Annotated in this window: 18 protein-coding genes; all 18 read left to right on the top strand. The window is 59.4% G+C overall.

Annotation, left to right across the window (positions count from 1 at the left end; translation table 11 throughout):
- Nucleotides 1-148: 148 nt before the first annotated feature.
- Nucleotides 149-1,828, top strand: a complete 1,680-nt coding sequence (locus BCV73_RS15775) for a CocE/NonD family hydrolase (protein WP_089547844.1) — start codon at nucleotides 149-151, stop codon at nucleotides 1,826-1,828.
- 171 nt (nucleotides 1,829-1,999) lie between these two features.
- Nucleotides 2,000-3,367: an amidohydrolase family protein gene (locus BCV73_RS15770; protein WP_089547843.1), complete on the top strand. Its 1,368-nt coding sequence runs from the start codon at nucleotides 2,000-2,002 to the stop codon at nucleotides 3,365-3,367.
- Nucleotides 3,368-3,422: 55 nt separating this feature from the next.
- Nucleotides 3,423-4,127, top strand: a complete 705-nt coding sequence (wrbA, locus tag BCV73_RS15765) for an NAD(P)H:quinone oxidoreductase type IV (protein WP_089547842.1) — start codon at nucleotides 3,423-3,425, stop codon at nucleotides 4,125-4,127.
- A 231-nt stretch (nucleotides 4,128-4,358) separates the two neighbouring features.
- Complete coding sequence (locus tag BCV73_RS15760; protein WP_089547841.1) at nucleotides 4,359-5,171, top strand: ABC transporter ATP-binding protein; 813 nt, start codon at nucleotides 4,359-4,361, stop codon at nucleotides 5,169-5,171.
- A gap of 91 nt (nucleotides 5,172-5,262) precedes the next feature.
- A complete protein-coding gene (locus BCV73_RS15755; RefSeq protein WP_089547840.1) occupies nucleotides 5,263-6,141 on the top strand; it encodes an ABC transporter permease in 879 nt (292 codons plus the stop codon).
- Between the two features lie 51 nt (nucleotides 6,142-6,192).
- Complete coding sequence (locus BCV73_RS15750) at nucleotides 6,193-6,975, top strand: cysteine hydrolase family protein (RefSeq protein ID WP_089547839.1); 783 nt, start codon at nucleotides 6,193-6,195, stop codon at nucleotides 6,973-6,975.
- Nucleotides 6,972-7,424 (top strand): cupin domain-containing protein, encoded by a 453-nt coding sequence (locus tag BCV73_RS15745; RefSeq protein ID WP_089547838.1) that lies wholly within the window; start codon nucleotides 6,972-6,974, stop codon nucleotides 7,422-7,424. Before BCV73_RS15750 ends, BCV73_RS15745 begins: the two co-directional genes overlap by 4 nt.
- A 17-nt stretch (nucleotides 7,425-7,441) precedes the next feature.
- Nucleotides 7,442-8,650, top strand: a complete 1,209-nt coding sequence (locus BCV73_RS15740) for an amidase (protein WP_089547837.1) — start codon at nucleotides 7,442-7,444, stop codon at nucleotides 8,648-8,650.
- 15 nt (nucleotides 8,651-8,665) lie between these two features.
- Nucleotides 8,666-9,496 carry a creatininase family protein gene (locus BCV73_RS15735; protein ID WP_089547836.1) on the top strand — a complete coding sequence of 277 codons (831 nt, stop codon included), beginning with the start codon at nucleotides 8,666-8,668 and terminating at the stop codon, nucleotides 9,494-9,496.
- A complete protein-coding gene (locus tag BCV73_RS15730) occupies nucleotides 9,493-10,374 on the top strand; it encodes a fumarylacetoacetate hydrolase family protein (RefSeq protein WP_089547835.1) in 882 nt (293 codons plus the stop codon). Before BCV73_RS15735 ends, BCV73_RS15730 begins: the two co-directional genes overlap by 4 nt.
- A gap of 76 nt (nucleotides 10,375-10,450) precedes the next feature.
- The gene (locus BCV73_RS15725) at nucleotides 10,451-11,770 is read left to right on the top strand and encodes an FAD-binding oxidoreductase (RefSeq protein ID WP_089547834.1); all 1,320 of its coding nucleotides are present in this window, start codon (nucleotides 10,451-10,453) and stop codon (nucleotides 11,768-11,770) included.
- Between the two features lie 93 nt (nucleotides 11,771-11,863).
- Nucleotides 11,864-13,186, top strand: coding sequence for a 5'-deoxyadenosine deaminase (locus BCV73_RS15720; RefSeq protein ID WP_089550273.1), 1,323 nt, complete (start codon nucleotides 11,864-11,866; stop codon nucleotides 13,184-13,186).
- Nucleotides 13,187-13,247: 61 nt separating this feature from the next.
- Entirely contained in the window at nucleotides 13,248-14,207 is a 960-nt protein-coding gene (locus BCV73_RS15715) for an XdhC family protein (RefSeq protein WP_089547833.1), read from the top strand.
- Nucleotides 14,204-14,860, top strand: a complete 657-nt coding sequence (locus BCV73_RS15710) for a nucleotidyltransferase family protein (protein ID WP_089547832.1) — start codon at nucleotides 14,204-14,206, stop codon at nucleotides 14,858-14,860. Before BCV73_RS15715 ends, BCV73_RS15710 begins: the two co-directional genes overlap by 4 nt.
- A gap of 194 nt (nucleotides 14,861-15,054) precedes the next feature.
- Nucleotides 15,055-16,017, top strand: a complete 963-nt coding sequence (locus BCV73_RS15705; protein ID WP_179232016.1) for an FAD binding domain-containing protein — start codon at nucleotides 15,055-15,057, stop codon at nucleotides 16,015-16,017.
- Nucleotides 16,011-18,287 carry a xanthine dehydrogenase subunit D gene (gene pucD / locus BCV73_RS15700; RefSeq protein WP_089547830.1) on the top strand — a complete coding sequence of 759 codons (2,277 nt, stop codon included), beginning with the start codon at nucleotides 16,011-16,013 and terminating at the stop codon, nucleotides 18,285-18,287. Before BCV73_RS15705 ends, pucD begins: the two co-directional genes overlap by 7 nt.
- Nucleotides 18,284-18,814 carry a (2Fe-2S)-binding protein gene (locus tag BCV73_RS15695; protein WP_089547829.1) on the top strand — a complete coding sequence of 177 codons (531 nt, stop codon included), beginning with the start codon at nucleotides 18,284-18,286 and terminating at the stop codon, nucleotides 18,812-18,814. Before pucD ends, BCV73_RS15695 begins: the two co-directional genes overlap by 4 nt.
- Entirely contained in the window at nucleotides 18,811-19,320 is a 510-nt protein-coding gene (gene uraD / locus BCV73_RS15690) for a 2-oxo-4-hydroxy-4-carboxy-5-ureidoimidazoline decarboxylase (RefSeq protein WP_089547828.1), read from the top strand. The genes BCV73_RS15695 and uraD overlap by 4 nt, the downstream gene beginning before the upstream one ends.
- The last annotated feature ends 12 nt before the right edge of the window (nucleotides 19,321-19,332 follow it).

The following is a 19,332-nucleotide window of genomic DNA, read 5'->3' as shown; positions in this document are numbered from 1 at the left end:
AACGGGTTCCTTGTGGCCGATGTCCAAACATCGGCCTATTTATTGTGCTTCGTCACAAAGATGCCTTCTGAACCGTTGTAGACTCCTGTATTGTTTGTTATAAAATGTAACATCTAACGAAAAACAGAATCGCAATGGGGGGACAGCTGTGGAATTCGGACATGTGAAAGTGGAGAGGAAAGCAGCCTGCGTCATGCGGGACGGCATCACGCTGTATGCCGACATTTACCGTCCGGCGGAGGAAGGAACATACCCGGTACTGCTGATGCGGCAGCCGTACGGCCGGAAAATCGCCTCAACGGTTACATACGCCCATCCCGTTTGGTATGCTGCGCGGGGGTATATCGTCGTCATTCAGGACGTACGGGGGCGCGGGGATTCGGAGGGAGAGTTCACGCCATTCGTGAGCGAAGCCGAAGACGGCTATGATACGGTCGAATGGGCTGCCGGGTTGGAAGGGGCCAGCGGAAAGGTCGGCATGTACGGCTTTTCCTACCAGGGAGCGACGCAGTGGGCTGCCGCTTCGCAGCATCCGCCGCATTTGGCTGCCATCGCGCCTGCGATGACGGCGGCCGACCTGTACCACGGCTGGATGTACACATTCGGCAGCTTTGATCTGCAGAGCTGCCTGCCCTGGGCCTATCAGCTGGCCAGGGATACGGCGAGAAGGAAGGGCGACACGGAAGCCGAAGCGGCGTGTTCCCGCGTAATGAGCGATCCTTCCGGTGTGCTGGCCCAACTGCCGTTGGCCCAGGGGCACCCGCTGCTCGAAGCTTACCTCCCCGCTTATTTCGATTGGCTGGGTCATCCCTCGTATGATGAGTATTGGTCCCGGCTGAACTGGCTGGACGCCTTCAAGGAACAGCCGGTTCCGGCGCTGCATATCGCGGGCTGGTACGATTTTCTGCTGGAAGGTACGCTGCAGTCTTACAATGCACTGCAAGCACAGGAGAGCAGGCCGGACTGCTTTCACCGTTTGGTGGTCGGGCCATGGACGCATATTCCGTGGGGCCGCAAAGCAGGCGGAACGGACTACGGACCGAAGGCGGACGGCAATATCCACCTGGAACAGCTTGCCTGGTTCGACTATTGGCTGAAGGGCGAAGGCGGTTCAGCACTGAAGGAGCGGCAGCCGGTCCGTTATTATGAAGCCGGCAGCGGCGTTTGGGTCGAAGCCGAAGCGTATCCGGCCGGAGCGGAGGGCGGCAGCCGGTGGTATTTAACCGGAATGCAGCTGCCTGCGAACGGGGCTTCCGGCGGCGGCCTACTCGCTGCGGATGCAGGCGCGGAGCCCGGCCGGGCGGCGGATGTTTTCGTCTACGACGCGCGCCTGCCGATGCCGCTTCGCTCGGTGCTGCCGCAGGACCGGAGCGCACAGCAGGACCGCTTCGAAATCCTGGTGTATACCGGGGAGCCTGCCGGCGCGCCGCTGCGGATCCTTGGCGCCCCGGAGGTAACCGTCTCCTGCCAGGTGATGGACGGTCCTACCGACCTTATCGCCATCCTCACGCAGGTCACACCAGCGGGCGAAGCGAGGTTTCTGTCCGTGGGGCGCACGGAGATCGGCGCATCCGACGGCATCAGCGGCTGGGAGACGGCGACGATCCGGATGCGGCCGCTGGCCGCCGAGCTCCCGGCCGGTTCGATGCTCCGGCTGGAGCTGAGCGGCAGCGCATACCCGCTGCTGCTTCGCCACCCCAACGGCATTCCGCTGCAGGAAGCCGCAAGCCAAGGGCCGGATGCGCTGCAGATTGCCACAGTGGCGGTGGATGCCAGTGGAGGCGCCTCGTGGCTTCAGCTGCCGATTTTTGGTGACACCTCGGAATAAAGCGGACTATGAAATGAACCATTGCGGGACAAACGGAGCGGGAGCTTGCATTCAAACGCTTATTGCCCAGCCGGGTCGAACGCATACGCCCTTTATGTCCTCAGAGCCTGGCGCACGAGAGTACAGAAGTAGATAACATAAATACCGACGGATGAAAGGAGCGGGATTGATATGGAACAAGAAGTGGTGATCTTCAACGCCTCCCTGCCGCTGCAATCGGAAGAGACGCTGTACACGCTGGCCATCGGCGGCGGAAAGTGGACGTCGGTGACGGCCCAAACCGGTGAAGTGGAGGCTCCTGAAGCGGTGTGCCTGGACAAATGGAACGGATCCTCTGCGGATGCGCGGCTGCTGCTCGACGCAAAGGGGAAAATCGTTCTGCCGGGTTTCGTGGATGCCCATATGCATCTGGATAAAGCTTTTTCGCTCCCGCAGGTCGGGAATGTCTCCGGCACGCTTGGCGAAGCGGTCGTCAATTACGCCGCAGCCGCCCCAAGGTTTTCCAAGGAGGAGATCAAAGCACGCATCATGCGCTCGGCGCTGCAGTCTATTTCTTATGGAACGGTAGTGCTGCGCAGCCATCTCGATTTTCACATCAAGCATGGAAAAGACGTCGCGATGCGCACCATCGAAGCTGCGCTCGAAGTCAAAGAGGAGCTGAAGCCGTATGCTGAGCTGCAGCTGTTCCCGCTGCTCCCTTATTTTGAGCTCAGTGAAGCGGCGCTGGATACGGCCGAGGAATCTGTTGCGATGGGCGTGACGGGATTGGGCGGCTCCCCTCATCTTTCTCCCAACCCGGAGCCCGACATCGACAGGCTGTTCGCCTTGGCCGATAAGCTGGGCTGCCCGGTTGATCTGCATACGGACGAGAGCGACGATCCGAACCAGCGGACGGCAATCCATATCGCCCGGCGCGCGATGGAATACGGCTGGAGGGGAAAGGTCACGGCAGGGCATTTATGCTCCTTAGCCGCCATGAAGGACGAGGATGCCGCCATGATCATTGGACTTATGGCCGAGGCAGGCATGGGCGCCGTTACGCTTCCCGGCGCGAATCTGTACCTGCAGGGCCGGCATGACGCCTTTCCGGTGCGCAGGGGAGTCACCCGAGTCAAGGAGCTGCTGGCGGCAGGCATTCCGCTGGCTGCGGCTTCAGACAATATGCATGACCCGTTTCATCCGTTCGGAAGGGGCGACCTGCTGCTGATCGGCCTGGTCACCGCCTATGCCGCCCATATGGGCAGTCCTGCCGAGATGCGCGAAGTGCTGCGGATGATCACCGAATACCCGGCCAGGGTAACGGGTGCTGACGGTTACGGCATCCTGCCGGGGAACCCGGCCCATTTTGTGGCGCTCGATGCCAGGACGCCGGAGGAACTGCTGACCATGCTGCCGGAACGCCGCTGGGTATGGCGCGGCGGCACCTGCCTGAAAGCAGCCCCGGCGAAGGAGAAATGGAGCTCCGCATTGTTACAGGGCTATTGGGAAGACTCGTGCGAACGAGTCGACTTTGTCCAGAAACGTGCGCTCACGCTATGATTCGATCCGTTTGAAGGCATGCTCCGTTTCCACTATGCAATGAGGAGGTATGAGGATGAGCCGCACATTGGTGCTTTATTACAGCGCATACGGCCATGTTTTGGACATGGCGCGGGCAGCCGCTGATGGAGCGCGCAGGGCGGGAGCCGATGTCCGCATCTGCCGTATTCCAGAGCTGGAGTCAGAGCGTAACCGGACCCCTTATCAGGATAAGCACTCCACCGGGGAGCCAGGCGAAACTTCGCAGCTGAAGACCCGTTTTAAGACGGTAGACCGCTTCGCCAAATACGAAGAAACAATGCGCCGGCAGCAGGACATACCTGTGGCCACGAACGAAGATTTAAGATGGGCGGACGGCATCGTCTGGGGATTTCCGACGTATTACGGCTCCATGCCCGCGCAGGTCAAACTGTTTCTGGAATTTGCCGGGGACCTGTGCGCCGACGGGAGCCTGGAAGGCAAACCGGCGGGTCTGCTGACGAGCACCGGATCGATCCATACCGGGCATGAAGCAAATGTGCTGACGTCGATGGTGCCGCTATTTCATTTCGGCATGATCATGGTCGGGCTGCCCTATTCCGAAAATCCGGAATACTTGACCGCCGATCCGATCGGCTGCTCTCCTTACGGAGCTTCCACATTGGCGGGTCCTGACAGCAGCCTCAAGCCAGATGAACGCGAACTGGTAATGGCCGGCCGGCTCGGACGGCGCGTGGCGCTGTGCGCGAAGGCCCTGAAGGCCCAAAGTTTTTTAAAATAACCGGTAACGGCAGAGGGTGGCATCGAACGCCGAGGTATTTCATAAAAGTCCGGATGAATTCCGGGCTTTTTTTGTGTTAGATAACATAACATTTATGATAATACATTTCGTAAATAAACCCAAAAGAATTACGCATTATTGTAATTGACCACAAAAACAACGGATATTTATTGAGCGGCATAGGCATAGATGTTATTTATTATTACATAAAAGATTAGAGGAGGGCTGGAAATGTATACAGCACAGCAAACCGCAGCAAATCCGCAGCCGCCCGGAAGTTCCGGCGCTCCCGAGCTTTTGGTCGGCATGGACCAGATCGGCAAGGTATACCCGAATGGAACGATTGCCGTTCAGCAGGTCAATCTGCAAGCGGGGGAGGGTGAGTTCCTCTGTTTTGTCGGACCGTCGGGATGCGGAAAATCGACCATGTTTAACATGATTGCCGGCTTGACCGAGCCGTCGACCGGCCAGCTTTCGGTCCTCGGTACGACGCCGCGCGAAGCGCGGAAGCAGAACGAAATCGCTTTTGTGTTCCAGGAGCACACCCTGCTGCCTTGGGCGAAGCTTCTGGACAACGTGACGATGCCGCTGACCCTCCGCGGCGTTCCGAAAAAGGCTCGCAACGAAGAAGGCGAACGCGTGCTGGAATTGGTTGGGCTCAAGGATTACCGGAAAGTACTGCCGAGACAGCTCTCAGGAGGCATGAAGATGCGGGCGTCGATCGCCCGTGCGCTCATAGCCCGGCCGAAGCTGCTGCTGATGGACGAACCGTTCGGGGCGCTGGACGAAATCACCCGCCAGACGCTGCAGGATGAACTGCTGGGCATTTGGCGTCAGGATCAGAAGATGACCGTGCTTTTCATTACCCATAACGTGTTCGAAGCGGTGTTTTTATCCACCCGGGTTGTCGTCATGACGCCGCGGCCGGGGAAAATTTCCGATATCGTGCCGATTGAGGCGCCGTATCCGCGTACGGATGAATTCCGGACCACGTCCGAGTTCGGCAAATATGTGCGCAGCATAACCGAAGTGCTGAATCACTGAGGCTCGCAGAAGCCGGTGCTTGCTTTCCTGGATAATGCGAAATTTAGAGGTGCATGGAAACATGCCACTTACGAAAGGAGTCGTTGGGGTCATGGAAAAAGCAGCAGTGAGCGCGGTTACCGATGCGGCGAAACAGGCTTCGCCGGCCGCGCCTATGGTCAGGAGGAGTGTCGGCAGCGGCAGCCACGTCTGGGGGAAAATGGTGTCTCGGGTCGTACCGCCACTGAGCGTATTCGTCTTCGTCGTCTTTGTATGGGAAATGGTACTGCGGCTGACCGGCACCCCGGAGTACTTGCTGCCCAAGCCGTCCGATATCGTTCAAGCGGTGTCGCAGAACGGGCACAATCTGGTGGTGTCGGTGAGCACGACCATCATGGAGGCGGTCTTGGGATTTGCCCTTAGCGCCATTCTCGGCGTGGCTGTTGCCATTTTGCTTGCGCTGTCCAAAACCGTCGAACGGAGCGTGTACCCTTACGCGATCATTTTACAGACGATCCCGATCGTGGCGATTGCGCCCATTATCGTCATCTGGTTTGGGGCCGGCATGAACGCCATCGTTATTATCGCCTTTCTGATCAGTTTCTTTCCGATTTTGTCCAATACGCTGATCGGGCTAAACTCGACCGAGCAGAACATGAAAAATCTGTTCTATCTGTACAACGCCACGAAGATGCAGACGATCTGGAGGCTCAGACTTCCGGCAGCGCTGCCCTACATTTTGGCCGGCTTTAAAATCTCCTGCTCCCTGTCGGTTGTCGGGGCCATCGTCGGCGAGTATATCGCAGGCATCGGCGGGCTGAACGGCGGGCTCGGTTACGCGATTACGGTCGCGGCGACGCGGATGCAGACGGCGTATTTGTTCGCCTGCGGCTTGTCGGCCGCCGTGGTCGGCATCGTCTTTTTCCTGCTGATCAATGCCCTGTCGAACCGACTTCTGCGTTCCTGGCATGACTCGGCCATTACCGGCTAACTGCATCCGCCAAGCCGAGCGGCAAGTTTGCAGCAAAGGAGGGGAGTTCCCATGCACAGACTGGGGAATTCGAAAAATTACTGGAACGTGTCGGAGGAACTGGCCGATTTGTCCAGGAGCGATCCCAAACCGCTCGTCACCGTGACCCTGCCGGCGCTGCCGCAGCGGATCACGCTGGATCTCGCCAAAACCGCCCTCGTCATCATTGATATGCAGAACGATTTTTGCAGCCCGGGCGGGTGGTTGGACTCGATTGGAGTCAATACCGCCCCGCTGCTGGCTCCCGCCAAGCCGCTTCAGCGGCTGCTTCCGGCCCTTCGCGAACAGGGGGTTCCTGTGCTGTGGGTCAACTGGGGCAATCGGGAGGACCGGATGAACTTAAGCCCTTCGGTGCTCCACGTATATAATCCCGACGGTGTCAGCCATGGGATCGGCAGCCCGCTGCCGGATACAGGCTCGAAGGTGCTGGAACAGGGGAGCTGGGGAGCGGCGCTGATTGATCGGATGGTACCGGAGCCCGGGGATATCCGGGTGGATAAATACCGTATCAGCGGTTTTTGGGATACGCCGCTGGACAGCATTCTCCGCAATTTGGACGTGAAGACGCTGCTGTTTGCCGGCGTTAACCTCGACCAGTGTGTGATGCATACGCTTCAGGACGCCGTATGCCTCGGATATGACGCCATTCTGCTGGAAGACTGCTGCGCGACAAGTTCTCCGGCTTACTGCACGGAGGCCGCCTTATACAATATCAAACAGTGCTATGGCTTTGTTGCCGGTTCCGAGGATCTGCTGCAGGCTTGCACACGAAAAGAAAGGGATGAAGTGATATGATCGATGGTCTGGTTCTGGGGCATTTCGAGCATTGCGAGGTACGCAAAATTTCAAGCAAGGATTCCAACAAGTTTGTCATGCTGTGCGACGGGACGCAGGTGCCGTTCGTGTCCGTAGTGGAAATTTTCGACGCCGGCGGACAGACGCCGCCGAACGAGCACAGCGGAGCGTATGAGTATTTTTACGTGCTGGCCGGAGAAGGGATTGCCATCGTTGGCGATATAGAAACCGGGATTCGCACAGGTTCGTTCTTCGTCGTTCCGCCCGGCAACAACCATCAGGTCAAAAATACCGGTGAGGGCAGGCTCTATGTTCTGACGACCATGGTGCCCGACGAGAAGTTTTCCGATTTAATCAAGTCAGGTCCGGCGGCAAGCCTGGACGAGGAGGATTTGGCGGTGCTGCGCGGAGCGGCTTTCCCGGGAGCGGCCGCTCCCGCGAACTCATAACGATTGGAGGAACTCGTATGCAGCCAGAATGCACGCCGTGGATTCGGTTGGGAACGGAGGCGAGACACGCGGAAGGCGGTCTCCTTCAAGGGCTCAACTTTGCCGTAAAGGACGTGTTTGCCGTAGCAGGACACACCAATGCTGCCGGCAATCCCGATTGGCTTAACACGCACAAGCCTGCCGTGAAGCATTCGGCCGCCGTGGAACGTCTGCTCGGCAGCGGAGCAAAGCTTCATGGAATGACTCACACCGATGAGCTGATGTTCAGCCTGAACGGGGAAAATGTGCATTACGGCACGCCGCCGAACCCTATCGCTCCAGGACATATTCCCGGCGGTTCCTCAAGCGGCTCGGCGTCCGCCGTTGCCTCCGGGGAAGTGGACTTCGGCCTTGGCACCGATACGGCCGGTTCGGTGCGGATTCCTTCCTCTTTTTGCGGTATTTGCGGATTTCGCCCGACGCACGGCGGCGTGCCCATGGACGGCGTCATCCCGCTGGCTCCGGCCTTTGACACGGTCGGCTGGATGGCACGCCGGGCAAGCACCTTGCTGCAGGTCGGCCGCGTGCTTCTCGAGAAACCGCTCGATGACGGCGGGAAATTCGCCCGAATGATGCTGCCTGTTGAAGCGTGGGCAGCTGCCGAGCCCGGCTGCGCCGAGTCGCTCCGCAGTGCGCTTGAATCATTAGTACCGATTGGAGCGTTTGAATCCATCCGTTTGACGGACGGGGAACTCGCGGCGTGGGCCGGCATTTTCCGAACGATTCAGGGGTACGAAATATGGTCTGCCCATGGCGCATGGATCACGGCGCAGCATCCCCGATTCGGTCCCGGCATCGCCGAAAGATTTGCATGGACCGCCACGATTACCGAGAGAGCGTACCGGGAAGCGAGCCAGCTTCAGCAAGCGATTGCTGCCCGGCTTGAGGCGCTTCTCGGAAGCGAAGGCGTGCTCGTTCTCCCGACAGCGCCTTGCGGAGCCCCCGTGATCGGGCTGCCCGGCGAGGAAATTGAAATGACGCGCACGCGGATTCTGCAGCTGTCCTGCATCGCCGGGCTGGGCGGGCTGCCGCAGGTTACACTGCCGCTGGCAAAGACGGACGGTCTGCCGGTTGGGCTGTCGATCATTGCAGGCAGAGGACAGGACCTGAAGCTGCTTCGATGGGCAGCGGATTTCGAGGCATCGATGCAGCCCGCGTCTGTGGCCGTGATCAACCAAATCCAATAGCAAAGGAACATGCCGATGTTTACACGATACGAAGGAGCAGCCTGGGAGGAGAGATTCCTGCCAAGGCTGACCAGCAAGCAGATTAAGGAGCTTCCCAAGGAAAGCACGCTGGTCATTCTGCCGGTCGGCGCGATCGAACAGCATGGACCGCATCTGCCGGTCATGACCGATACGCTGATCGGGGAGGCTACGGTGACCCTGGCGCTCGAAAAGCTGAAGCCCGATGCGCGGGTGTGGCTGCTGCCGCCAGTTTCGTACGGCAAAAGCAATGAGCATCTCGGCCTACCGGGAACCATTTCGCTGTCGGCAACGACCCTGCAGAGCGTGATCCTGGATATCGCGGAAAGCCTGCGGCTGAGCGGTTTCCATAAGCTGCTGCTGTTTAATACGCATGGCGGCAATACCGACTTGCTGAACGTGGTGTCCCGGGAAATCCGTATTCGCCACGATATGCTCGTCTTTTATTTATCGCCCTCCTCCCTGGGAGGTGCGGAAGATCTCATGCCCGCCGATGAACTGGAATACGGCATTCATGGCGGGGACTACGAAACGTCGATCGTGAAGGCCATCAAACCGGGATGGGTGCAGGATCAATGGCTCGTCTCGGAAACCCCGTCCATGACCGGGCAGAAATTTTTGACCCTTGAGGGGAAAATACGCTTCGCCTGGCGGATGGCGGACATTTCCGACAGCGGCATATGCGGCGATGCGACCCAGGCGACGGCAGCCAAAGGCAGCATCATTCAGGAACGGGTGACCGACATTCTAGCGGAGGTGTTTCGTGAGCTGAGCGAATTCGAGTTCAGCGATATCCGGGCCAAGGCGGAAGCGGGAGCCGAGCGATGAGGCTCGTAACTTTGGCGGGAAGCGGGCCAGGCAGCGCGGGCATCGTTGCAGGCAATCGGGTATTTCCCTTAACCGGGATCAATGAATCGCTTGGAACGGCTTGGCCGACGACCGTTCTGGAACTGCTGCGGACCGGCGAGGCGGCGGCACTGTCCGGATGGCTGCGGGAACGAGGGCAGGAGGTGCTGACCGCCATTCCCTCCGTTCCCCTGGAGCAGGCACATCTTGGCCCCTTGTATCATGGTGCGGTCAATGTCTGGGGCGTTGGCGCGAATTTCCGGAAAAAGGCCGCAGATATGGCCGTGGTGCCGCCGGAGCAGGAGCCTATCTGCTTCTTGAAGCCGGCAAGCACGATGATCGGCCCAGGCGAAGTTATTCTTCTTCCGGACGGGGCCGGACGCATTACCGCCGAGGCGGAAATCGGCCTGGTGATCGGTAAGACCTGCAAGCACGTCAGCCCCGAAGAGGCGCCGCACGTACTTGCCGGCATCGTTCCGACGCTGGATATGACTGCCCAGGACATCCACGCCCGCAACCCGCGGTTTCTTGGCCGCTCGAAAAGTTACGACACCTTCTTCAGTTTCGGACCGGAGCTGGTCGGCATGGACGAAATCGGGGATCTGGATGCACTGGATATACAGACCGTGCTTAACGGATCGGTCCGGTACAGAAGTAGTGTATCCGATATGATCTATTCCCCATGGTTGATTCTCTCGTATTTCTCGCGGATGATGACCCTTTATCCCGGCGATATCATCATGACCGGAACACCGGGATCGGTAGACATCCAGGATGGGGATACGGCCGAATGCCGGATCGGCTCCCTGCTTCCCTTGCGGAATCCGGTCGTTCAGGAACGGATTAGCACCGTTTTTTGAAATCGAAAGATTGTCCTCACGAAATTGTTCTTCTATATGGAGTAAGCTGTGAATACAAAGAAAGCGGGTGGTTCTCATGTCAATGGTATGGAAGCCTGAAATGCCTGAAGCGTTCAGCGCACTGAGGCTGCTTACCGACGAAACGGCGGTCGAAAAGCTGTCGAAGGATTTTTATTGGTATTCCCCCGTGCTGAGCGGAAAACTGAAGGACAAAAAAGCGGATGCCGTTCTCGTGCCAGCTACGGTCGATGAAATCCGTGAAGCGCTGCGCATTGCTTACCGGCATCGGATCCCCGTCACTGTCCGCGGAGCGGGAACCGGGAACTACGGACAGGCGATCCCGCTCGAAGGCGGCCTGGTGCTGGACCTCAGCGGCATGAACGAAATCTTGGAGATTGGCAGCGGCTATGCCCGTGTACAGTGCGGCGTCAAGCTCGGCGTCCTGGAGAAGACGGCCCGGGAGCAGGGACAGGAGCTGCGGATTTACCCGAGCACTTTCGCCAAGGCGACCGTCGGCGGATTTGTGTGCGGCGGCTCCGGGGGCGTCGGGTCGATTACCTGGGGCGACCTGTGGGACGGCAACGTGCTGGAGGCGACCGTCCTGACGATGGAAGAGGAGCCGCAGGTTTTCCGAGTCCACGGCGAGGATCTCAAGGACTATATTCATAACTACGGGACGACGGGCATCGTCACCGAGCTGGTCATTCCTTTGGCACCCCGGACCGAGTGGGCACAGGTGGTGGTGAACTTCGATCGCTTGGAAGACGCGGTCCGATTCGGGGAAGTGCTGGCGGAGGAAGCGGCCATCCCCAAACGGCTGATCACGCCGATGGAGTGGCCGATTCCCTCCTTCTTCAAGCCGCTGGAAAAAGTGCTCGCACACGGCAAATCGGTGGTTTTTACCGAAATCGCCGGGCATGCTGCCGAAGCGCTGCCGGCACTCGCCGCAGCTTTCGGCGGGGAAATCGGCTATGTCATTGACCCTGAGAAGTACCGCAAATCGATCGGGCTGTCCGATTTTACCTGGAACCATACGACGCTCTGGGCGCTGAAGCGTGATCCGGCTTATACCTACCTGCAAGCAGGTTTCAAGCGGGACTGCTACTTGGAGCAGATCCGGACGCTGAAATCGATGTTCGGGGACGAAATGCTGCTGCATTTTGAATGGATCCGCTCGAGGGGCAAACTCCAACCGAACGGCCTGCCCGTCGTCCGCTACAGCACGGAAGAACGGCTGTACCATATCATAGACACCTGCCGGTCCATCGGCGTGGAAATTTATGATCCCCATACCTGGCTGCTGGACAATGGTGGACGCGGGGCAATACCCGGCATGCAGGAACGTAAGAGGCATAACGATCCGCTCGGTCTCCTGAATCCGGGGAAAATGGGCTGAGCAGCCCGGCGATACGAGGAAGAATCGTGTCCGGGAGAAGCGGCATCCGTGCGGCATCTCTCGGACTTTCCGTACAAGAAGGGGGAAGCGCCTTTGACAACGACGATCATACGCAATGCCATCATCATGACAATGAATCCGGCCGACGAAATTATCCATGGCGATGTTCGGATTGAGGACAACCGCATTACTCATATTGGACCCGGCGCGCCGAGCGAAGCCGACCGGGTGATCGAAGCCGGGGGCAAAGTATTGCTGCCCGGCTTTGTGCAAACGCACATCCATTTATGCCAGACGCTCTTTCGCGGACGGGCCGACGACCTGGAGCTGATTGATTGGCTAAAACAAAAAATTTGGCCGCTCGAAGCCGCGCATGACGAGGAGTCGGTGTACTATTCGGCGCTGCTTGGCCTTGGAGAGCTCATCCGCAGCGGGACGACGACCATTCTCGATATGGAGACCGTACACCATACCTCTATGGCTTTTCAGGCGATCGAGGAAAGCGGCATTCGGGCGTTTTCCGGCAAAGTGATGATGGATCACGGCGATGAGGTGCCCCTTGCGCTGCAGGAGGATACGGAACGTTCCCTCCGGGAAAGCGTCGATTTGCTGCAAGTGTGGGACGGGGCTGCCGGAGGGCGGATCCGTTATGCGTTCTGTCCGCGTTTTGTCGTCTCCTGCACAGAGCGCCTGCTGACCGAAGTCCGGGATTTGGCAGAGCATTACGGTGTTCTGGTGCACACGCACGCGTCGGAAAACCGGGGCGAGATCGCCATGGTCGAGGCCGAACGGGGGATGCGGAACGTGATTTATCTGGACCATATCGGCCTTGCCCGACCGAATCTCGTGCTCGCGCACAGCATTTGGCTCGATGACGAGGAAAAGCGGATCATCCGTGAGCGCGGCGTCAAAGTCACCCACTGTCCGGGTTCCAACCTGAAGCTGGCATCGGGGATTGCAGAAGTGCCGGAATTGATGCGAAGCGGTATCCCGGTCGGCCTCGGCGCGGACGGAGCCCCGTGCAACAACAACCTTGACATGTTTCAGGAAATGAGATTATCCGCATACATGCAGAAGGTGGGGCACGGTCCGACGGTCATGAACGCGAGGACCGTGCTGCGAATGGCCACGATTGGCGGAGCGGAAGTGCTTGGCATGGAACAGAAGATCGGAAGCATTGAGACGGGAAAACTTGCAGACCTGATTTTGCTGGACCTGGAAGATTACCATGTCTATCCTTCCTTTGACGCGGATTGGTTCTCACGGGTCGTCTATGCCGCCACCCGCGGGGATGTTGAAATGGTGATGATCGACGGTCATGTTGTGATGGAAGGAAGGCAGGTGCTGACCCTGGATAAGCCGCGGGTACTCGACGGAGCGAACCGGGCCTTGCAAAAGCTGCTCCGAAGATTGTAATCCTACTTCAAGGTACAGGATCACTGTATTTATAGGAAAATGCATGTAAGGAGGAGTTCGGATGGAGACGGAAAGCATTCTCCGGTACGTGCAGAAAGAAGAGGAGATGGCGGTGCTTGCGAGCCTGGTATCGGTGCGCGGCCATGCTTACCGCAAGTCCGGAGCCATGATGCTGATGACCGCGGATGGGCACCGCATCGGCAGCATCAGCCCCGGCTGCCTGGAAGCGGATCTCGCTGCACGGGTTCCCCGGATTCTCGAGTGCGGCCGGTTCGAATGGGTGAGTTATAACACCGAGCCTGGCGTCGACCTGATCTGGGGAGAGGAAATGGGCTGCGGAGGCGAGCTGGTCATATTGCTGGAGCCGATCGAAGGCCGTCTTCTTGCGGTGCTTCTGGAAGCGGCCAAAATCGTCCTACAAGGGACGGCTGTCCGGCTCGTTCGGGAACTCCGCCCGGATCAGGAGATGGATTACCGGCTGGAGGAAGACGGCCCCATACAGGATTCGGTAGCAGGGCGGAGAGTGTTCTTCTATGCGACCCGGCTGGCTCCGAGCCGCCGGCTTATCATTTTCGGCGCCGGGGAGGAAGCGGCGGCGCTGGAGGCGATGGCGCGCTCCATCGGATTTGCGACAGTGGTGGCGGATTGGCGCGAGGATTGGTGCAGCAGGGAGCGGTTCCCGCTGGCCCGAACGGTTGTTGGCGATGCCGGCAGGATCGTTGAGGAGCTGTGCATCGGCATCCGCGATTACGTCGTCCTTGCCAGCCATCATTTGCGCCGCGACCGGGAGATGCTGCAGCGCATTCTTCCGCTGCAGCCGGAGTATGTCGGCGTCATCGGCTCCGCTCGGAAGATCGGGCTGCTCTTTGGTGAGCTGCCGATCCCGGACTTCGTGGATGCTCCTGCAGGTCTTCCCATTGGTGCGGAAGGCGCCGCCGAAATCGCCGTCAGCATCGCGGCCCGGCTGGTGAAGTGGAAGAGCGGCGCTGAGGCGGCTGTTCGGGAGAGGCGGCATGCATGAGCATCATGGGCGTATACCTTGCGGCGGGAAGCAGCCGGAGAATGGGCTGCCTCAAGCAGTCCTTGGAGCTTGCACCAGGTATGCATCTGGCCGGCAGCGGCTTGGCGGCACTTCGGGACAGCGGCCTGAGCGGGTTGATCGTAGTCGTTCATCCCGAAGACCCGCTGGTATGGCTGGACGCCGGCCTCCCGGCAGACCAAGCGGACGGCCTTAGCATTGTCGTCGCTGTCTGCCTGGAAGCGGATCAAGGCATGGCGCTCTCGCTGCAGTGCGGTATCCGTGCTGCTTCCGATGCAGGCGCCGATGCTGTGCTTGTGGCGTTGGCCGACCAGCCGTACGTGTCGCCGGCTTGGCTGATGCAGCTGATCGACGCGTGGCGATCAGCTCCCGGGCTGGATTATGTGATAAGCGAGGCGGGAAGGGAGGCGATGCCCCCCGCGGTTCTGTCGGCAACGATGTTTGAGGCGGCTGCCGGGCTGAAAGGGGATCAGGGGGCGAAGCGGCTTCTGGATTCTTCACGGTTTCAAGGGCTCCGCTTGGCCCCTGCCGATCCTTTGATTGTTCTGGATATCGACACGCCGGAAGATTGGGCGGAGGCAAAACGAATATGGACGCTTCAGACGAAGCAGCATCTCTCTGTGTGTAAGAAATAATGACATATACCTGATGAGTCATGCCCAATTTTGGCATCGGGCACAACGCAAATGAACCGGATTGTGCATGGCTCCTAAATCAAAGTCAAGTTTATTTACACAATCACGGTGCCGGCGTATAGTGTGAAAAACCAACCAATCGATTCCATTTAAACACCAGGATGCATTCAAGACACTATAAAGGAGAGATGGCCATGGATGCTACCTTCAACCCGGTGATGAATGCACCGACTGTATGGCATCCGGCAGATGCCCGGGAAGCCTATTTGCTGAAACGCCGTTTTGGTCAGCAAGCGGACTATGTCGCTGGCGGCACACTCCTCCGTACGGAATGGGAGGCCGGAACACGGAGCGTTTCCCCGCATTGGATCGACCTGCAGCGTGTGACCGGCTTACGGGAGGTGTTCATGCAGGCCGGGGGATTATGCATCGGTTCCCAGGTGACCCTCGGGACATGCCGGAGACATCCGAGCCTAGCCAGCCTTTATCCTTTGGTAGGGGAAGCCATCCGCAACACGGCAGCGTCGTCCGTACGAAACGTGGCGACGCTCGGAGGTAACGTATGCTCCGGCGTGGGGGACGTGCTGCCGGCGCTGCTCCTCTATGACGCAGAATTGGAATGGCAGGATGAACACGGCCCCGTGGCGCCGCTGCCTTTGACGGAATGGCTGGAGCTTCGTGCCGCCGATGCCTTGGACCCTGACCGAATCCTGCTGACGATCAGGCTTCCTGCAAGGGCGGATGTGACCGGGATCCAACAGGCATCGGGCGTCGATAACAGCTTGCCTTCGCTGCCTCGGATCGCGGTTTATCACAAAGTAGGGAGACGCGAAGCCTTCTCCCCGTCGCTCGTTACGACGGCAGTGTCTGCGGAAATCGATACCGCCGGCTGTTTCCGGCAGGTGAAGATCGCGACAGGCGGCGGGAAAGCAAAGCCTGCCCGCCTTGGCGCCCTTGAAGCATGGCTGGAAGGGAGCAAGGCAGACCAGTGCGGGCTTCCGGACGTTTATGAACGGGTCATGGAAGAGTACAGACCGGCTGGCGATATATTCGCCGGAGAATCCTACCGCCGCAAGACGGCAGCATCGCTGATCACCGCAGATTTGTGGCAGCTGCTTCAACAGACTGCATCCGAAGGAGGGGAGACGCTATGCTGAACCGATCCAGCAGCGGAACGCGCTGGAGGGTGCGTCCGGATGGCCCGGATAAAGTGACGGGGCAGCTCAGGTATTTGACGGACATGAGCGCGCCGGATATGCTATACGGCCGGGTGCTGCGTGCGGCTTATCCGCATGCGGCCATCCGGTCCGTGCGGACGGAACGGGCGTTGGCGCTGCCCGGCGTGGAGGCGGTCCTGACCTGGAAGGATGTGCCCGGGCTGAACCGTTTCGGTATCGCCCGAGCCGATCAGCCAGTCTTCTGCGAGGACCGGGTCCGGTATACGGGCGATGCCGTGGCGGCCGTCGCAGCGGCTACGCCGGAAGTCGCCGAATACGCCCTTCAGCTGATCGAGGTGGATTACGAGCCGCTCCGGGTTCTTACCGAGCCCGATGAAGCTTTGGCCGAAGGTGCGCCGCAGCTTCATCAGGACGGCAACCAGCTTCACCGGAGCGAGTACCGCCGTGGCGATGCCGACGAGGCGTTCGGGATGTGCGCTCATATCGTGGAGGCGACCTACCGGACGCCGCGCCAGATGCACACCTATATGGAAACGGAAGGCGGGCTGTTCGTTCCGGGAGAAGACGGGAGACTTACCGTCTACTCTCCCACACAGCACGGCCTGATGGACCGGCTGCAGCTGGCGCGGATTTTGGCGGTCCCGCCGGAGTCGATCCGGGTCGTGTCCAGCCCGATCGGGGGCTCCTTCGGCGGGAAGGACGAATTAAACGTCCAGCCGTACGGGGCGCTTCTCGCCAGGGTGACGGGCAAACCGGTGAAGATTCACCAATCCCGCATGGAATCGGTACGGGCCGGCCTGAAGCGCCATCCGATGACCATCCGCATGAAAACCGGCACGGACGCATCGGGACGTATCCTTGCCCATCAGGTCAGGGTTCTGGCCGATACGGGCCCTTACGCCACGCTGGGAGCGGAGGTGCTGAACTTTGCGACGGAGCATGCCGTTGGTTCTTATGCCTTCGGCGCCGTCGATGCCGTAAGTATCTCGGTGTTCACAAACAACGGCATGTCCGGCGAGTTCCGGGGATTTGGCGGCAATCAGGCGCTGTTTGCGCTGGAGGGCCAGATGGACCGTCTCGCCGAGGCGCTCGGGATGGACCCATGGGAATTCCGCCGCATCAACCTGCTTCCGCCGGACGGGACCGGACCCTTCGGCCAGCCGATTTCGGTGACTGGCGGGGCACTCAAAGTATGGAATACCTTGAAGAAATCACGGTTGTGGCAGGAACGGGAACATCTCACGGAAAGCGGGAACCGGCCGCCTTGGATTCAGACCGGCGTCGGAGCTGCTTTCGTCATGCATGGTGCAGGCCTTGGTTATGGCATTCCCGACCCGTCGGGCGGCCGGCTTCTGCTCGCGCAAGACGGGAAGGTGGAGGTCGCGTTCGGTTTCGAAGAATGCGGACAGGGGCTGCTCGCGACGCTGGAGCAAATGCTGGTCGAGATGTACGGTCTGGATGCTTCCGATCTCAGGCTCGTCATCGGGGATACCGATGCGGTGCCCGACAGCGGCTCCAGCACTGCGTCCCGCGCGACCAGCATGATGTGGCAGGCACTGAAGCGTATGCAGAAGCCGTTTACAGATCGGCTGCTGGCCGCCGCTGCCGAAGCTGCGAGCGTGTCGGCGGAATGTCTCCGGGTCGGTAACGGAGGGATTTACGACATTTACACGCAGAAGCGGGTGATGACGTACCAGGAACTGGCCGCCGCCGGGAAGGATCCCATCCGTGCCGAAACGAGTTTTGCATACCCTGTGACCCCTACCGAGCGGATCGGAGCTCACTATTTATATTCGTATGCCGCGGTTTGTGTCAGGATCGAGGTGAACCGGTTGACCGGGCGCATTCGACTGCTGGACCAGTTCCATGCCGTGGCCGCAGGCCCGGTCATGAACCCGCAGGGTTATCTCGGCCAAATCGAGGGAGGGAGCGGGATGGCGCTAGGCTTTACGCTGAGTGAGGATGCCGTCATGGAGGAGGGAATATACAAAACCGGCAACCTTGACACCTATCTCATTCCGACCGTAACCGACTTGGCTGGTCCCGTCGTAGTGCTGCCGATCGAGGATCTGCCGGAAGGCGACGAGCACGGACCGAGAGGAGTTGGCGAGATCGGCTCTGTCGGGCTTGCGCCGGCCATCGCAGCCGCTGTCCGGCAGGCGACGGGAGTTTGGCTGGAGAAACTCCCTGCGAATCCGGCTTTGCTTCAAGATGCATCCTTCCTTGGGAGAAAGGGGGAGACGGTATGAAATCCGAAAAGGATCGTATCCGGCTGAAGCCGTGGACCTGCGAGATCAATGGCGGGCGGGTGTCGTTAAACATATCGCCGTCCAGACGGCTCCTCGACATTCTCCGCGACGATTTGGGCATGACCGGGACGAAACGGTCATGCGACATCGGTCGGTGCGGCGCCTGTATGGTGCATATGGACGGCGTGCCGGTCAACAGCTGCCTGATCCCTGCGTATCAGGCGGAGAGCCGGTCCATTACGACGATCGAAGGCATCGGACGGGATGGACTCCATCCCGTACAGCAGGCCTTTTTGGAGGAAGGGGGCTTTCAATGCGGTTACTGCACGCCGGGAATGATCATGACCGTCATTGCGCTGCTTGATGAACATCCCGATCCAGAGCCGGAGCAGGTAGAGGAAGCGCTGTCCGGCAATCTGTGCCGTTGTACGGGATACGCGGCGATTCTAAGGTCGGTCCGGAGAGCATCGGAACGGATTATCTGGGAAAGGCGCGGTCCCGGAGGGAAGGAGGATGCGCGCGTATGATCACGATCAACGAACTGAACGAAGGGACGGCCGAAACGTTCGTCCAGCACCTGGGCGGCGTCTTCGAGCATTCGCCTTGGGTGGCACAGCAGGTATGGGAGCTGCGGCCGTTCGCATCGGCTGCGGAGCTGCACGAGCGGATGATGGAGCAGGTGTATGCAGCGTCTGAGTCCCAGGTGCTGGCGTTGCTTCAGGCGCACCCCGACCTTGCCACGCGCATGCAAGTCACAGCATTTTCGGCTCAAGAGCAGCGGGGCGCGGGTTTGGATCAGCTGACCGGAGAGGAATACGAAGCCTTTGCATCCATGAATGCACAGTATGTAAGAAAATTCGGTTTTCCTTTCATTATGGCCGTAACCGGATGCACCAAAGACGACATCGCGCAAGCGATGCGGCAAAGAATGGATCATGATCCAGATCGCGAATGGACGCAAGCGCAGCGCGAGATTGCCCGAATTACGCGAATCAGGCTGGAGCGGATCGTAACGGATCGCAGCCAGGAATAGAAAGGATGACCT

This window comes from Paenibacillus sp. SSG-1 (assembly GCF_002224835.1).
GTDB lineage: Bacteria > Bacillota > Bacilli > Paenibacillales > Paenibacillaceae > Paenibacillus_AQ > Paenibacillus_AQ favisporus.
The sequence above is the reverse complement of the archived record's forward strand: the minus strand, read 5'-3'. Positions and strand labels throughout refer to the sequence as shown.

Bases quoted from the DNA above. Each gene is read 5' to 3' on its own strand.
- BCV73_RS15770 (WP_089547843.1), top strand. From the start codon at position 2,000: ATGGAACAAGAAGTGGTGATCTTCAACGCCTCCCTGCCGCTGCAATCG.
- wrbA (WP_089547842.1), top strand. From the start codon at position 3,423: ATGAGCCGCACATTGGTGCTTTATTACAGCGCATACGGCCATGTTTTG.
- BCV73_RS15760 (WP_089547841.1), top strand. From the start codon at position 4,359: ATGTATACAGCACAGCAAACCGCAGCAAATCCGCAGCCGCCCGGAAGT.
- BCV73_RS15755 (WP_089547840.1), top strand. From the start codon at position 5,263: ATGGAAAAAGCAGCAGTGAGCGCGGTTACCGATGCGGCGAAACAGGCT.
- BCV73_RS15750 (WP_089547839.1), top strand. From the start codon at position 6,193: ATGCACAGACTGGGGAATTCGAAAAATTACTGGAACGTGTCGGAGGAA.
- BCV73_RS15745 (WP_089547838.1), top strand. From the start codon at position 6,972: ATGATCGATGGTCTGGTTCTGGGGCATTTCGAGCATTGCGAGGTACGC.
- BCV73_RS15740 (WP_089547837.1), top strand. From the start codon at position 7,442: ATGCAGCCAGAATGCACGCCGTGGATTCGGTTGGGAACGGAGGCGAGA.
- BCV73_RS15735 (WP_089547836.1), top strand. From the start codon at position 8,666: ATGTTTACACGATACGAAGGAGCAGCCTGGGAGGAGAGATTCCTGCCA.
- BCV73_RS15730 (WP_089547835.1), top strand. From the start codon at position 9,493: ATGAGGCTCGTAACTTTGGCGGGAAGCGGGCCAGGCAGCGCGGGCATC.
- BCV73_RS15725 (WP_089547834.1), top strand. From the start codon at position 10,451: ATGTCAATGGTATGGAAGCCTGAAATGCCTGAAGCGTTCAGCGCACTG.
- BCV73_RS15715 (WP_089547833.1), top strand. From the start codon at position 13,248: ATGGAGACGGAAAGCATTCTCCGGTACGTGCAGAAAGAAGAGGAGATG.
- BCV73_RS15710 (WP_089547832.1), top strand. From the start codon at position 14,204: ATGAGCATCATGGGCGTATACCTTGCGGCGGGAAGCAGCCGGAGAATG.
- BCV73_RS15705 (WP_179232016.1), top strand. From the start codon at position 15,055: ATGGATGCTACCTTCAACCCGGTGATGAATGCACCGACTGTATGGCAT.
- pucD (WP_089547830.1), top strand. From the start codon at position 16,011: ATGCTGAACCGATCCAGCAGCGGAACGCGCTGGAGGGTGCGTCCGGAT.
- BCV73_RS15695 (WP_089547829.1), top strand. From the start codon at position 18,284: ATGAAATCCGAAAAGGATCGTATCCGGCTGAAGCCGTGGACCTGCGAG.
- uraD (WP_089547828.1), top strand. From the start codon at position 18,811: ATGATCACGATCAACGAACTGAACGAAGGGACGGCCGAAACGTTCGTC.